The organism is Pluralibacter sp. (assembly GCF_019237635.1).
Classification (GTDB): Bacteria; Pseudomonadota; Gammaproteobacteria; order Enterobacterales; family Enterobacteriaceae; genus Enterobacter_B.
The window spans coordinates 12715-28364 of the sequence record NZ_JAFAGS010000099.1 but is presented as its reverse complement, the minus strand read 5'-3'; the positions used below and the strand labels follow the sequence as shown (position 1 = coordinate 28364).

The following is a 15650-nucleotide window of genomic DNA, read 5'->3' as shown; positions in this document are numbered from 1 at the left end:
GGTTACTCCTTACGCCTTCATGACCTGAACAAGGTTGGTGTGCGACGGGTTGCCCTTCGCCAGCGGAGAAGGCCGCTGCGTCGTCAGCACGTTAATGCTGCCCGCCTGGTCAACGCCTTTGGCGTCCGGCGCGTACCATGCCCCCTCGCCTAACGCCACTACGCCTGGCATCATGCGCGGCGTCACCTTCGCTTCGATGTGCACCTCGCCGCGGTCGTTAAAGATACGGACGCGATCGCCATTGGCGATATTGCGCGCTTTCGCATCCATCGGGTTGATCCACATCTCCTGACGACAGGACGCTTTCAGCACCTCCACGTTGCCGTAGGTGGAGTGAACGCGCGACTTGTAATGGAAACCCGTCAGCTGCAGCGGGAATTTCGCCGTCAGCGGATCGTTGTAGTTTTCGAACCCTGGCGTGTAGATCGGCAGTGGATCGATAACGTCGCCCTCCGGCAGTTCCCAGGTCGCGGCGATGTTGGCCAGCGCTTCGGAATAGATCTCGATTTTACCCGACGCCGTGGTCAGCGGGTTGGCGTGCGGATCCTCACGGAACGCTTTATACGCCACGTGATGCCCTTGCGGATCGCGTTGTTTGAACATGCCCTGCTGACGGAAGGTCTCGAAATCCGGTAGGTCCGGAATCGCCTTGCGCGAGAGTTCATGCAGGTGGCGCATCCACTCTTCCTGAGTGCGTCCTTCGGTGAACTGCTGCTCAACGCCCATCCGTTTTGCCAGCTCAGTGGTCATGTCATAGATGTTCTTACACTCAAAGCGCGGCTTAATCGCCTGCTCGGTAAAGATGACGTAGGACATGTTGCCGCAGGAGGCATCCAGCGCGAAGTCCATTTGCTCTGACGCCGTGCAGTCCGGCAGCAGAATATCGGCATACTTCGCCGACGACGTCATATGACAATCGATAACCACAATAAGCTCGCACTTCTTGTCATCCTGCAGGATGTCGTGAGTGCGGTTAATCTCGGAGTGCTGATTGATAATACAGTTACCGGCATAGTTCCAGATCATCTTGATCGGCACATCCAGTTTATCTTTACCGCGGACGCCATCGCGTAGCGCCGTCATTTCCGGGCCGCGTTCAATCGCATCGGTCCACATAAACATGGAGATACTGGTTTCAACCGGGTTGTCCAGCGTCGGCATACGCTCAAACGGCAGATCATAAGAACCTTCGCGCGCGCCGGAGTTGCCGCCATGAATACCGACGTTACCGGTCAGAATGGAGAGCATCGAGATAGCGCGGGTAGCGATTTCACCGTTGGCGTGACGCTGCGGCCCCCAGCCCTGGCTGATGAAGGCCGGTTTGGTGCTGCCGATTTCGCGCGCCAGCTTCACAATGCGGTCTGCCGGGATGCCGGTAACGGTCGACGCCCATTCCGGCGTTTTGGCGATACCGTCTTTGCCCTGACCCAGAATATAAGCCTTGTAGTGGCCATTAGCCGGTGCGCTGGCGGGCAGCGTTTTCTCGTCGTAGCCGACGCAGTACTTATCGAGGAACGGCTGATCGACCAGGTTCTCGGTAATCAGTACCCACGCAATACCGTTGACCAGCGCCGCGTCAGTACCCGGACGAATCGGGATCCACTCATCCTCACGACCTGCGCCGGTGTCGGTATAACGCGGGTCGACAATGATCATGCGGGCATTCGATTTCTGCCGCGCCTGTTCGAGATAGTAGGTCACCCCGCCGCCGCTCATACGCGTTTCGCCCGGGTTGTTGCCAAACAGTACCACCAGCTTGCTGTTTTCAATATCCGACGGACTGTTGCCGTCGGCCCAGCCGCCGTAAGTGTAGTTCAGACCGGCGGCAATCTGCGCGGAGGAGTAGTCGCCGTAGTGGTTCAGATAACCGCCGCAACAGTTCATCAGGCGCGCCACCAGGGTTTTTCCCGGCGGCCAGGAGCGGGTCATGGTACCGCCCAGCGTACCGGTGCCATAGTTCAGGTAGATGGACTCATTGCCATAGTCCTTAATCAGACGCTGCATATTGCTGGCAATGGTATCAAACGCCTCTTCCCAGGTGATGCGCTCAAATTTGCCCTCACCGCGGTTACCCACACGCTTCATCGGATATTTCAGGCGATCGGGGTTATAAACGCGACGGCGCATTGAGCGTCCGCGCAGACAAGCGCGAACCTGATGTAATCCTTCGTAGTTATCGTCACCGGTATTATCGGTTTCGACATATTTAATTTCGCCGTCGACGACGTGCATGCGTAACGGACAGCGGCTACCACAGTTAACAGTACATGCACTCCAGACGACTTTCTCTGACGCACCTGCGGGGGAGATGGCATCTGCGGCACTGGCTATGCGCGTAAAGGGTAACGTAAAGGCGCTGCTGGCCATCGCCAGACCACCTATCGCTGAGGTCTTCATCAGACCACGGCGGCTTACCTCGGCAGCCAGTAAAGCATCGGGGGCTTTAATTTTCATAGACACTCGCTTCATTGCTCAGTGAAATCAACCACCCGCTATATAATTTAATATATAGCGGAATCACTTTTTTTTAGTTATTTATGCTGCATATCACTCGAAGGGAGTATTACCACTTTAAATATTGTGGTTATTGTTCAACGTCAATGTGGGTATAAAAAAAGCGCCCGGAGGCGCTTTTTCAGATTTTTTCAGAGTGTTATTCGGAATATTACCCGATGAACTCTAATCCTTTCATATAAGGACGCAGTACTTCCGGAATCGCGATACGACCGTCTGCCTGCTGATAGTTTTCCATCACTGCCACCAGCGTACGACCCACCGCCAGACCCGAACCGTTCAGGGTATGCACCAGACGGGTTTTCTTGTCAGACTTGCTGCGGCAGCGAGCCTGCATACGACGAGCCTGGAAATCCCAGACGTTAGAGCAGGAGGAGATTTCACGGTAGGTATTCTGCGCCGGAACCCATACTTCCAGGTCAAAGGTTTTACAGGCGCCAAAGCCCATATCGCCCGTGCACAGCGCCACACGGCGGTACGGCAGACCCAACAGCTCCAGCACCTTCTCGGCGTGGCCGGTCATCTCTTCCAGCGCGTCCATGGACGCTTCCGGACGGACAATCTGCACCATCTCAACTTTGTCGAACTGGTGCATACGGATAAGACCACGGGTGTCGCGACCGTAAGAACCTGCTTCAGAACGGAAGCACGGAGAATGCGCAGTCAGTTTGATTGGCAGATCGTCTTCATCGATTATCTCATCACGCACGAGGTTGGTCAGCGGCACTTCAGCGGTTGGGATCAGCGCATAGTTGCTGCTGTCCGCTTCTTCATCCAGCGGACGGGTGTGGAACAGATCGCCGGCAAATTTCGGCAGCTGGCCGGTACCGTACAGGGTGTCATGGTTCACCAGATACGGAACGTAGGTTTCGCTGTAGCCATGCTGTTCAGTGTGCAGATCCAGCATGAACTGCGCCAGCGCGCGGTGCAGATGCGCGATTTGACCTTTCATCACCACAAAACGGGAACCGGTCAGCTTAACGGCCGCAGAGAAATCCAGCCCCGCGTGCATTTCACCGAGCGTCACGTGGTCGCGAACGTCAAAATCGAACTCGCGGGGCGTACCCCAGCGTTTGACTTCAACGTTGTCGTTTTCGTCTTTACCGACTGGCACGCTGTCGTCAGGGATGTTCGGGATTGCGAGCGCGATATCGCGGATTTCCGCCTGCAGCACGTCCAGCTCGGCTTTCGCCTGATCCAGTTCTTCGCCAAGCTTGTTCACTTCCAGGCGTAACGGCTCGATGTCTTCCCCACGCGCTTTCGCCTGGCCGATGGATTTCGATCGCGAGTTGCGTTCAGCCTGCAGGTTTTCAGTTTGAACCTGCAGAACTTTACGACGCTCTTCAAGAGCGCGCAGTTTATCTACATCCAGCTTAAAGCCCCGGCGTGCCAGTTTTTCTGCGACTGCGTCTGGCTCGTTACGCAGCAGATTGGGATCGAGCATGCTTATCCTGTGCTTATCGAATTAATAAAATAGGAGGAAATGACCGCAGCCTGCGGTCACAGAGATACCTTACCAACATTACCGCAACGTCAGGCCTAACGGTAGCGTTTTATAGGGCTATTTTGATCCTGTCCGGCGAGCCAGGCGAGCTTTTCGCCAATCTTGCCCTCAAGACCTCTGTTTGTCGGGTGATAATAGCGCGTTTGTGCCAGCTCCTGCGGGAAATACTCTTCTCCCGCCGCATAAGCGTTGGGCTCATCGTGCGCATAGCGATATTCCTGCCCGTAGCCCATCTCTTTCATCAGCTTCGTTGGCGCATTGCGCAGATGCACTGGCACGTCGTAATCCGGGCGCTCGCGCGCATCGGCCATCGCGGCCTTAAAGGCGGTATAGACGGCGTTGCTTTTCGGCGCGCAGGCGAGATAGACGATGGCCTGCGCGATAGCCCGTTCGCCCTCTGCGGGCCCCACCCGGGTGAAGCAGTCCCAGGCAGAGATCGCCACCTGCATGGCGCGCGGGTCGGCGTTGCCGACATCTTCAGAAGCAATAGCCAGGCAGCGGCGGGCGACGTACAGCGGGTCGCCGCCCGCGGTGATGATGCGCGCATACCAGTACAGCGCGGCATCCGGCGCGCTGCCGCGCACGGACTTATGCAGCGCCGAGATAAGGTCGTAAAACCGATCGCCTTTGTTATCAAAACGCGCGCTGCGCTCCCCGGCGATTTCGGTCAACAGCTCAGCTTTCAGCACGCGCTTACCGGCGTCGTTGCTCTCGGCCATGTCGGCCATCATTTCCAGCGTGTTCAGTGCCCGACGCGCATCGCCGTTGACCAGTTCGGCGATAGCTCGCCGCGTGTCGTCCGGCAGCACAATGTCCTGACCTCCGTAGCCGCGCGACGTATCGTCCATCGCCTGCGTCAACACAGATTCAATATCGTCGACGGAAAGGGATTTCAGCAGATAAACGCGGGCACGCGACAGCAGCGCCGAGTTGAGTTCAAAAGAGGGGTTTTCGGTGGTCGCGCCAATGAAGGTTATCGTGCCGTCTTCAATATGCGGCAGAAATGCATCCTGCTGACTTTTATTAAAACGGTGGACTTCATCGACGAACAAAATGGTGCGGCGGCCCGCGTTGCGGTTCTGACGGGCGCGCTCGATGGCTTCGCGAATTTCTTTCACGCCGGACGTCACAGCGGAGAGTCGCTCGACGTCGGCGTTGGCATAACGGGCGATGACCTCCGCCAGCGTCGTTTTTCCGGTGCCCGGCGGCCCCCAGAGGATCATCGAATGCAGATGTCCGGCCTCAATGGCGCGCGGCAGGGGTTTACCCGGCGCCAGCAAATGCTGCTGGCCAATGTACTGCGCTAACGTTTCTGGCCGCATACGCGCGGCCAGAGGTTGAAAGGCATTATCGGAAAAATCGAGCGACAGGTTGCTCACACGCGCCTCTTACTTGCGTTGGTCATCCACGGTGACGCCCTTCGGCGGAGTGAAGGAGAATTTAGACGCATCCACTGCGCCATTTTGCTGCGACTTCAGTTGATAGCTGCTGCGCTGATCGTCCTGCTCCACCGCACTGAACTGGTGAATCGTACCGTCACGGCCGACGTTAATCGTAAACTGTTTCAGGTTGCCACTGGAGCCTTTCGGCGTCAGCACGAAGTCATCGCCGTTTTGCTTAATGTTGTACTGCTGCCAGTCGCTGGACTGGTTGCGGGCGATCAGCATAAACGGCGTGTTGCTGGTCGCATCTTTCAGCCAAGTGGCCGTCGCCTGCTCAACGAACGGGTTATAGAACCACAGCGTTCTACCGTCAGAAACCAGCACGCTTTCATCCGGCTGCGTCATATGCCAGTTGAACAGGTTCGGACGTTTCACCCACAGATCACCCTGACCGTCCTGCACCGCGTTACCGCTGCCGTCGGTCACCTTCTGCGTAAAGCTGGCGTGGAAGCTGCTCACCTTATCCAGACGGCTTTTCAAATCGCTTGCCGCATCGGCCCAAACGCTGCTGGCAACAAAGCTGGTGAGTAAAGCACAGGTGATGGCGAGTTTTTTCATCTTAATTCCTTAAATGCGTCACTCCCGACGCGGGAGCCTCTTGTTCCCACTGTAGGCTTCACGCCCACATGGGAACAGAAGAAAATGCTGATTCTTTGGTTATTTACCCAACTTTGCACATCAGTCAAACGGTGGCGGCGCCAGCACTTCGCGGTTGCCGTTATGACCGGCTTCGCTGACGATGCCCTGCGCTTCCATCTGTTCGATGATGCGCGCCGCACGGTTGTAGCCGATGCGGAACTGACGCTGGACGCCGGAAATGGAGGCCTTACGTTTTTCCGTCACAAAGTTAACGGCCTGGTCGAACAGCGGATCGAGCTCTTCGCCGCTGTCTAAACCACCGCCGCCGCCTTCGTTTTCGCTGTCGGAGGTAATACCGTCAACGTACTGCGGACGACCGCGCGCTTTCCAGTCCTGCACTACGGCGTGAACTTCCTGATCGCGAACAAACGCGCCGTGAACGCGCACCGGCGCGGCGCTGGAGTTCGGCCCGGCATACAGCATATCCCCCATACCCAGCAGCGATTCCGCTCCACTCTGGTCGAGGATCGTACGGGAGTCAATCTTACTGGAGACGGTAAAAGCGATACGGGTCGGAATATTGGCTTTAATCAGGCCTGTAATGACGTCAACCGACGGACGTTGTGTCGCCAGCACCAGGTGAATACCCGCGGCGCGCGCTTTCTGCGCCAGGCGAGCGATAAGCTCTTCCACCTTTTTACCGACGGTCATCATCAGGTCGGCGAATTCGTCCACCATCACCACGATATACGGCAGTTTTTCCAGCGTCGGATGTACGGCATCCATGCTGTCGCCCGGCTTCCAGTATGGGTCCGGAATCGGACGTCCCATACGCGCCGCCTCGGCGATTTTTTCGTTGTATCCCGCCAGATTACGCACGCCCAGCGCGGACATCAGCTTGTAGCGGCGCTCCATTTCATTGACGCTCCAGCGCAGGGCGTTGGCGGCGTCCTTCATATCGGTGACAACTTCCGTCAGCAGATGCGGAATGCCTTCATAGACGGAAAGCTCCAGCATTTTCGGGTCGATCATGATGAAACGCACGTCTTCCGGCTGCGCTTTATAGAGCATACTGAGGATCATGGCGTTGACGCCGACCGACTTACCGGAACCGGTGGTACCGGCTACCAGCAGGTGGGGCATTTTCGCCAAATCGGCAATCACCGGGTCGCCGGCGATATCTTTCCCCAGCACCACGGTCAGCGGCGACGGACTTTCGCGGAACTTCACGCAGTCCAGCACTTCTCGCAGATAAACGGTCTGGCGTTTTTTGTTCGGCAGTTCCAGCCCGACGTACGGTTTGCCCGGGATAACCTCCACCACGCGAACAGCGACAGTGGAAAGCGAACGGGCAAGGTCGCGAGAGAGGTTGGAAATACGGGCGGCTTTCACCCCCGGCGCCAGATTCAGTTCGAAACGGGTGATGACCGGCCCCGGTGAATAGTTAACGACATCCGCTTTAATGCGGAAATCCGCCAGGCGCGCTTCCACCAGCCGCGCCATCTGCTCCAGCGCGAAGGTATCGACCGGCTCGATTTCCGTCGGCGGCGGCGTTAACAGATCCAGCGACGGCAGCGGCGTCGTCGGCTTATTCAGCGGACGCGAATCGCCGTTACGCATCAACAGCGGATGAATCAGGCTCTCCTGCGGCTGCGGCGCAGACTGCTGTTGCGGCGGTGGCTGATACGCGGGCTGCTGTACGTGCTGCGGATGTGCCTGCTGGGCATACTGCTGCACCGGCGGCTCCTGCGGCGTCACGCTCGGGGTAAAGAGCGGCGCTTTCGGACCGTCGTCTACCAGCGTTTGCATCGGCGAGAATTCAAAATCCGCCAGCGAGAACGGGTTGGCGCCATCCGGCTGTTCTCCGGCATAACGCGCCTGCTGCTGGGCGGCAAACTGACGCGCCAGCTCAGCCTGTTCCGCCGAATCTTCGTCGTCCGTCACCGCATCGTCTTCATATTCCTCGCCGTAACGCTGGTGCTGAGTAGCGGCAAACTGGCGAGCCAGTTCATCCTGCTGCTGCGCTTCGGCCTCTTCATCGCTGATAAACTCATCAGAATAGTGCTGATGACGATCCGCTTCGCGTGCGCGCTCTTCCGCCATACGCTGCGACGGTATTTTGATGCCAAAAGAGGCGGAAGCCAGCTCGCGACGCGTCGGCACGCGCACGCGGTTCGGACGCGGCAACTGAGGACCAATCCCCTCTTTCACCTGGGCGCGCGGACCGTCAGCCGGGCTAAACAGCGGCGCGGATGCCGCGGCCGCTATTGCAGCAGCGCCCGCAGCCTGCTTCACGCTGGCCGCCGCTGGCGCAACCACGGTTGTCGGGTCAATGGCGGGGACGACAGACGGCGCAACGGGTTCCGGCACGGGCTGATACCAGGCCGCCAGTTGTTCACGCTCACGCGCGCGTTTTTCTTCCACTTCTTCGAAATAGTAGAGCGGCGGACGCTGCGGCTTAACCTCTTCCACAGGTTCTGGCTCCGGCATCTCCGGCGCTACCGGCTGCGCAAAAACGGGCTCCTGATGCAACGGATATTCCGGCTCAGGCTGGTAAACCGGTTCCGGCTGATACGTCGGCGGCTCGGCCTGGTACACTGACGGTTCCGGCTCCTGCCAGAACGCTTCCGGCTGTACATATTCAGGTTTCGCAGGAGGAACCTGCGGCGGCCAGTTGTCCGGAGACGGCGCAATGACGGGTTCAGCCGTTTGCGGGCCTGGCACCAGCTGCCATTCCACCGCGGGCGGCATGAATTCAGCATCGCTGCCTGCAGGCATCGCTGGCGCAATCGATGCGGCAGCGCCCGGCAGCGCGGCGACTGTCGCCGCTGAGGCCGTCACAGCGCCGGTTATTGAATGACCGTTAAGCAGCGGATCGTTTTCATCCCAGGCCGCCGGACGCGCTGCGCTTTGCCCTGAGAACAATACGTCGTCAGCTTCCGGCTGGCGCGTCGCACTGTGGCCGGAAAACAAGACATCGTCCGGATCGGCAGACTGCCCCTGTGCGGCATAGAGCGCCTCGTCGTCAGGGTCGTCCATGCGTTTGCCGGAAAACAGCGCCGCATCGGTCTGACGCCCCATCGGGTTAATAAACTTCTCGGCCATGCGCTTACGGCGGGCCAGCGCGCCGCGCAGGATCCGCGTACGGCGCGCTTCTTTACGCGGCGGCGCCTGCTCGTCTTCGTCGTCCTCATACTCTTCGTCATCAACCCAGGTATCGTCACGACGGGTTCTGTTGCTGGCGAAGGTGAGTATATTGAGGATCAGGCTGCCGAGTTTTTCCGCGATGCTGACCCATGACCAGCCGGTAAACAGAGTCAACCCGGCGGCCCAAATGCAGAGCAGCGCAATTGTGCCGCCGCTACTGTGCAGCATCGGCTGAAGCGCCGTGCTCAACAGGCTGCCAATGACGCCGCCGGAAGCGAAATACCAGATATCATCGGCGTTGATGGCCGCCAGACCGCAGGAGGTCAGGATCAGCGCCAGCACGCCAATCAGGCGCAGTGAAACGGCAAAATAGTCGACGTACTCGTCGCTGGCGCGGTGGCGATATGCGAACCAGCAGCCGCCGATAATGATCACCGGAATGGTGTACGCCATCACGCCAAAAATAAAGAACAGCGTGTCAGCAAGCCAGGCGCCGGGCGCTCCGCAGAGATTGTGAATAGGCTCATGCCAGGCGGTCTGCGACCAACTGGGGTCTGAAGGGTTGAAGCTGAGCAGAGCGGCCATCAACCAGACGGCAAAAAGAGAGCATAAGAGCAGTAACGCCTCCAGAAGTCGGCGCCCGCTGCTTAACTTAGTAAATGTGACTTCTTTGTCTTCGGTATATTCCTGGCTCAAGAAAGGCTCTCCAGGTTCCAGGCGCTTTCCTGCCTGATGCTAAAACGGACAACAGCGCCGGGTCTCCCCGGCACTGTTGCTGTATGGATTAACAGGAGTGTAATCAACTTATGCTGATTTTGCACCTGTTCCGTATTAGCGAGTCTTAATAACCAGACGATTACTCTGTTTGACTTCTTCCATAACCACGTAGGTACGGGTGTCGTTCACGCCCGGCAGGCGCAACAGGGTCTCGCCCAACAACTTACGGTACGCTGACATATCCGGTACGCGGGTTTTCAACAGGTAGTCGAAATCACCGGAAACCAGATGACATTCTTGAATTTCTTCAAGTTTCTGTACAGCGGCGTTAAATTGCTCAAACACATCCGGCGCGCCACGATTCAGAGTAATCTCAACAAAAACCAGAAGTGATGCATCCAGATAATGCGGGTTCAGCAGCGCGGTATAGCCCTGAATAAACCCTTGTCTTTCCAGCCGACGCACACGCTCGAGGCAAGGTGTCGGAGAAAGTCCCACTCGCTTAGAAAGCTCGACGTTGGAAATACGCCCATCCTTTTGCAACTCGTTCAAAATATTACGATCGATGCGGTCGAGATCTTTGCCTGGGCGCTTCTTGCTATCTACCATTATTATTTTCTCTCTGTATTCCTTCCCTACTCCTGTCTTGACCCTGTGCACTTCACTGTTCAGGGCCTGCCCGCTGTTTGCGACATATTTCTGCTACCCGTTATGTCGCCAAACCCAAGGGTACGCGTTGAGAAGCCCGTTGCCAGAAGGCAGTCACCGACATCACGAATGGCGTCTGTCCACGCCATGCGTCAAAAACGTTGACCCGGGTAAAAATGGTATTTCCGTGAATGAAAATTCACCACACACGAAACACTGCTTTTTCTCCCTCCAATGTTTTCGCAAAAGCACAGGTGATTGTCAAAGCAAAACATCGATTTTTAGTACAACGTGCCGGATATTCATTATCACAATGGGTTGATTCTCATGTTATCTCCTTATAATCACCCCGATCGCAGTAGAATGAGTTATAGCAATCGCTGATAAAATCGCCGATTCATAGACAAACTCTATTACACATATTGTTTACAAAATCCCATCACCCTTTTATTACTCCCGCAAATTCCCTACAATCCCGGCCAATGTCTGCCAACAATTATGGGGATCTCATGGGCACGGCCAAACACAGTAAACTGCTTATTCTTGGTTCTGGACCTGCGGGATACACCGCTGCGGTCTATGCGGCGCGCGCAAACCTGCAACCGGTTCTGATTACCGGCATGGAAAAGGGCGGTCAGTTGACCACTACCACTGAAGTGGAAAACTGGCCTGGCGATCCGAGCGACCTGACCGGTCCGCTGCTGATGGAGCGCATGCACGAGCATGCGGTGAAGTTCGATACCGAAATTATCGTCGACCACATCAGCAAGGTTGACCTGCAAAACCGCCCGTTCCGCCTGACCGGCGACAGCGGCGAGTACACCTGCGATGCCTTAATCATCGCCACCGGCGCTTCCGCGCGCTATCTGGGTCTGCCGTCTGAAGAGGCGTTCAAAGGCCGCGGCGTTTCCGCCTGCGCCACCTGCGATGGTTTCTTCTACCGTAACCAGAAGGTCGCGGTCATCGGCGGCGGCAACACGGCGGTTGAAGAAGCGCTGTATCTTGCCAACATCGCCGCTGAAGTGCATTTGATTCACCGTCGCGACACTTTCCGCGCGGAGAAAATTCTGATCAAACGTCTGATGGATAAAGTGGAAAGCGGCAACATCGTGCTGCACACCGATCGCACTCTGGAAGAAGTCACCGGCGATCAGATGGGCGTCAGCGGTCTGCGCATTCGCGATACGCAAAATAGCGATAACGTGGAATCGCTGGAAGTCGCCGGTCTGTTTATCGCTATCGGTCACAGCCCGAACACGTCTATCTTTGACGGTCAGCTTGAGCTGGAAAACGGCTACATCAAGGTGCAGTCCGGCATTCACGGCAACGCAACCCAGACCAGCATTCCTGGCGTTTTTGCCGCCGGTGACGTCATGGACCACATTTACCGCCAGGCGATTACCTCCGCCGGTACAGGTTGTATGGCCGCGCTGGATGCTGAACGTTACCTTGACGGTTTAGCAGATAACGCAAAATAATCATTACAACTCAGTAACAAAGGTAAAAAAGGCGACGATAAGTCGCCTTTATTTTTGCGACGTTGTAACATTGCCGGGCCTAATATACTCATATGAAACCTGCATAAGCACGCAATGAATAAAACCCGTCAACAAGAGCTTACCCGCTGGTTAAAACAGCAAAGCGTTATTTCCCGCCGCTGGCTGGCAATCTCCCGCGGACTCGGCGTCGTGAGCGGCCTGCTGATTGTCGCGCAGGCCTGGATGATGGCTCGCCTTCTTCACCATATGATCATGGAGAATATTCCGCGCGAAGCGCTACTGATGCCATTTATCCTGCTGGTGCTGGTGTTTGTTTTGCGCGCCTGGGTGGTCTGGCTGCGTGAACGTGTCGGTTTCCATGCCGGACAGCACATCCGCTTTGAAATCCGCCGCCAGGTACTGGATCGTCTGCAACAGGCCGGGCCCGCCTGGATTCAGGGGAAACCGGCGGGAAGTTGGGCGACGCTCATTCTGGAACAAATTGACGACATGCATGACTACTATGCCCGCTATCTGCCACAGATGGCGCTGGCGGCGTGCGTGCCGTTGCTTATCGTGCTGGCGATTTTTCCCTCCAACTGGGCGGCTGCTCTGATCTTATTAGGCACCGCGCCGCTAATACCGATTTTTATGGCGCTGGTTGGCATGGGCGCGGCTGACGCCAACCGCCGTAACTTCCAGGCGCTGGCGCGCTTAAGCGGCCACTTCCTTGACCGCCTGCGTGGCATGGAGACGCTGCGTATCTTCGATAGGGGAACTGCGGAAACAGAGAACATCCGCCAGGCTTCGGAGGATTTCCGCCAGCGCACAATGGAAGTTCTGCGCCTCGCATTTCTCTCCTCCGGCGTGCTCGAATTCTTTACCTCGTTGTCTATCGCCCTGGTAGCGGTCTATTTTGGCTTCTCCTACCTCGGTGAGCTGAATTTTGGTCATTACGGCACCAGCGTGACGCTGCTGTCGGGCTTTCTGGCGCTGATTCTGGCCCCGGAGTTTTTCCAGCCGCTGCGCGACCTTGGCACCTTCTATCACGCCAAAGCCCAGGCCGTTGGCGCGGCCGACAGTCTGAAGACTTTTATGGAAGCGCCGCTGGCGCAACCACATCAGGGTGACATCATGGCCGACGAAAATGCCATGGTCACCCTGGAGGCGAATACGCTTATCGTGAAATCGCCGGAAGGACATACGCTGGCAGGCCCGCTGACGTTCACCCTTGAGGCTGGCCAGCGCGCGGTGCTGGTTGGGCAAAGCGGCTCGGGCAAAAGCTCGCTGCTGAACGCGCTGGCTGGCTTCCTGCCTTATGACGGCTCGCTTCTCGTTAACGGCGTTGAATTGCGCGACCTGACCCCGGAAAGCTGGCGTCGCCTGCTGAGCTGGGTGGGACAAAACCCTCAACTCCCAGCCGCTACGCTACGGGAAAACGTGCTGATCGCCGCTCCCGACGCCGATGATGTACAGCTGCAACGCGCGCTGGACAGAGCCTGGGTCAGCGAATTCGTTGACCAGCTACCGCAAGGCATTGATACCGTGATTGGCGATCAGGCGAGCCGCCTGTCGGTCGGTCAGGCTCAGCGCGTCGCGGTGGCCCGCGCGCTGCTGACGCCCTGTCGCCTGCTGCTGCTGGATGAGCCAGCCGCCAGCCTCGACGCGCACAGCGAGCAGCGGGTCATGCAGGCGTTGACCGAGGCCTCAGCCCGGCAAACCACCCTGATGGTGACTCATCAACTGGAAGATCTTCAGACATGGGATGCGATTTGGGTCATGCACGACGGACAGATTGTTGAACAAGGGCCATATGAGCAGTTGGCCGCAGCGCAGGGACATTTTTCCCGCCTGCTGGCGCATCGTCAGGAGGAGATTTAAATGCGCGTATTAGCCCCCTATCTGGCGCTCTATAAACGCCACAAATGGCTATTGTCGCTCGGCGTCGTGCTGGCGATCGTGACCCTGCTCGCCAGCATCGGATTGCTGACGCTCTCTGGTTGGTTTTTGTCCGCGTCGGCCGTGGTCGGTTTTGCCGGCGCCTACAGCTTTAACTACATGCTGCCAGCAGCCGGCGTTCGCGGCGCCGCCATCATCCGTACCGCCGGACGCTATTTCGAACGCCTGGTCAGCCATGACGCCACTTTCCGCGTGCTCCAGCATCTGCGCGTCTTCACTTTCAGCAAGCTGCTGCCCCTCTCCCCCGCCGGTCTGGCGCGTTTTCGTCAGGGCGAGCTGCTGAACCGCGTCGTGGCGGATGTTGATACCCTTGATCACCTCTACCTGCGCGTCATTTCTCCGCTTATCGGCGCGCTGGTGGTGATCCTGGTAGTGACCTTCGGCCTGAGCTTCCTGGACGTCACGCTGGCGCTGACCCTTGGCGGCATCATGCTGCTGACGCTGTTTGTGCTGCCGCCGCTGTTTTATCGCGCCGGGAAACCGACCGGCGAAAGCCTGACGCAGCTGCGCGGGCACTATCGTCAGCAGTTGACAGCGTGGCTGCACGGTCAGGCCGAACTGTCGATTTTCGGTGCCGCCACCCGCTATCGCGAACAGATGGAACAGACGGAGCTGAGCTGGCATGAAGCCCAGCGCCGCCAGTCTGAGCTTACCGCGCTCTCCCAGGCGCTGATGATGCTGATTGGCGGTATCGCCATCATCGCGATGCTGTGGATGGCCGCAGGCGGCGTTGGCGACAACACACGCCCTGGCGCCCTGATCGCCCTGTTCGTCTTTTGCGCTCTCGCCGCCTTTGAAGCGCTGGCGCCGGTCACCGGCGCGTTTCAGCATCTCGGTCAGGTTATGGCCTCAGCGCTGCGCATTACCCAAATTACCGCACAGCAGCCGGAAGTGCAGTTTCCGCAGACCACATCCGTTACGCCGACCCACGTCAGCCTGACGCTGCGCGATGTAACCTTTGCGTACTCGCCGCAGGCGCAACCGGCGCTGAACGCGATTAACCTGCAGGTTGCCGCAGGTGAGCACGTCGCCATTCTCGGCCGCACCGGCTGCGGGAAGTCCACGCTGCTGCAGCTGCTGACCCGCGCCTGGGACCCGCAGCAGGGCGAACTGTTGCTCAACGAGAGCCCACTCTCCTCCCTTGATGAACCCACGTTGCGTCGCGCCATGAGCGTGGTGCCCCAGCGCGTACATCTTTTCAGCGCTACGCTTCGCGACAACCTGCAGCTGGCATCGCCTGACGCCAGCGATGAAGCGTTGACCAACGTGCTGATGCGTACCGGCCTTGAGAAGCTGCTGGAGGACGCCGGGCTCAACAGCTGGCTGGGAGAAGGCGGCCGCCAGCTCTCCGGCGGCGAGCTCCGCCGACTGGCAATCGCCCGCGCTTTGCTGCACGATGCGCCGCTGATGCTGCTCGACGAGCCAACCGAAGGGCTGGATGCCTCAACCGAACGGCAAATCCTTGATTTAATGGCTGACGTTATGCGCGATAAAACGCTGCTAATGGTCACCCATCGCCTGCGCGGGCTGGCGCGTTTTAATCAGATAATTGTGATGGACAACGGACAAATAATTGAGCATGGTAATCACGCTGAATTGCTGGAGAAACAGGGGCGTTATTACCAGTTCAGACAGCGTCTGTAGAGGCTACAATACACAAAA

General features: G+C 57.8%; 9 protein-coding genes. 3 read left to right on the top strand and 6 right to left on the bottom strand.

Annotated features, from left to right (window positions below):
* Nucleotides 1–9: 9 nt before the first annotated feature.
* From dmsA to lrp, 6 genes are all read right to left on the bottom strand, one after another.
* Nucleotides 10–2454, bottom strand: a complete 2445-nt coding sequence (gene dmsA, locus JO226_RS11575; RefSeq protein WP_293583017.1) for a dimethylsulfoxide reductase subunit A — start codon at nucleotides 2452–2454, stop codon at nucleotides 10–12.
* 211 nt (nucleotides 2455–2665) lie between these two features.
* The gene (gene serS / locus JO226_RS11570; protein ID WP_293583016.1) at nucleotides 2666–3958 is read right to left on the bottom strand and encodes a serine--tRNA ligase; all 1293 of its coding nucleotides are present in this window, start codon (nucleotides 3956–3958) and stop codon (nucleotides 2666–2668) included.
* A 95-nt stretch (nucleotides 3959–4053) separates the two neighbouring features.
* On the bottom strand, nucleotides 4054–5397 hold the full coding sequence (gene rarA, locus JO226_RS11565) for a replication-associated recombination protein RarA (RefSeq protein ID WP_293583015.1): 1344 nt from the start codon (nucleotides 5395–5397) through the stop codon (nucleotides 4054–4056).
* A gap of 9 nt (nucleotides 5398–5406) precedes the next feature.
* Nucleotides 5407–6018: an outer membrane lipoprotein chaperone LolA gene (lolA, locus tag JO226_RS11560; RefSeq protein ID WP_293583014.1), complete on the bottom strand. Its 612-nt coding sequence runs from the start codon at nucleotides 6016–6018 to the stop codon at nucleotides 5407–5409.
* Nucleotides 6019–6138: 120 nt separating this feature from the next.
* Entirely contained in the window at nucleotides 6139–9882 is a 3744-nt protein-coding gene (locus tag JO226_RS11555) for a DNA translocase FtsK 4TM domain-containing protein (RefSeq protein WP_293583013.1), read from the bottom strand.
* 135 nt (nucleotides 9883–10017) lie between these two features.
* Nucleotides 10018–10512 (bottom strand): leucine-responsive transcriptional regulator Lrp, encoded by a 495-nt coding sequence (gene lrp / locus JO226_RS11550; protein WP_000228469.1) that lies wholly within the window; start codon nucleotides 10510–10512, stop codon nucleotides 10018–10020.
* 548 nt (nucleotides 10513–11060) lie between these two features.
* On the opposite strand from lrp, the gene trxB reads away from it, so the two are divergent.
* From trxB to cydC, 3 genes are all read left to right on the top strand, one after another.
* Nucleotides 11061–12029: a thioredoxin-disulfide reductase gene (trxB, locus tag JO226_RS11545; RefSeq protein ID WP_293581030.1), complete on the top strand. Its 969-nt coding sequence runs from the start codon at nucleotides 11061–11063 to the stop codon at nucleotides 12027–12029.
* Between the two features lie 114 nt (nucleotides 12030–12143).
* On the top strand, nucleotides 12144–13910 hold the full coding sequence (gene cydD / locus JO226_RS11540; protein WP_293581028.1) for a cysteine/glutathione ABC transporter permease/ATP-binding protein CydD: 1767 nt from the start codon (nucleotides 12144–12146) through the stop codon (nucleotides 13908–13910).
* Nucleotides 13911–15632 (top strand): cysteine/glutathione ABC transporter ATP-binding protein/permease CydC, encoded by a 1722-nt coding sequence (gene cydC / locus JO226_RS11535; protein WP_293581026.1) that lies wholly within the window; start codon nucleotides 13911–13913, stop codon nucleotides 15630–15632. It abuts the gene before it with no gap.
* Nucleotides 15633–15650 lie beyond the last annotated feature (18 nt).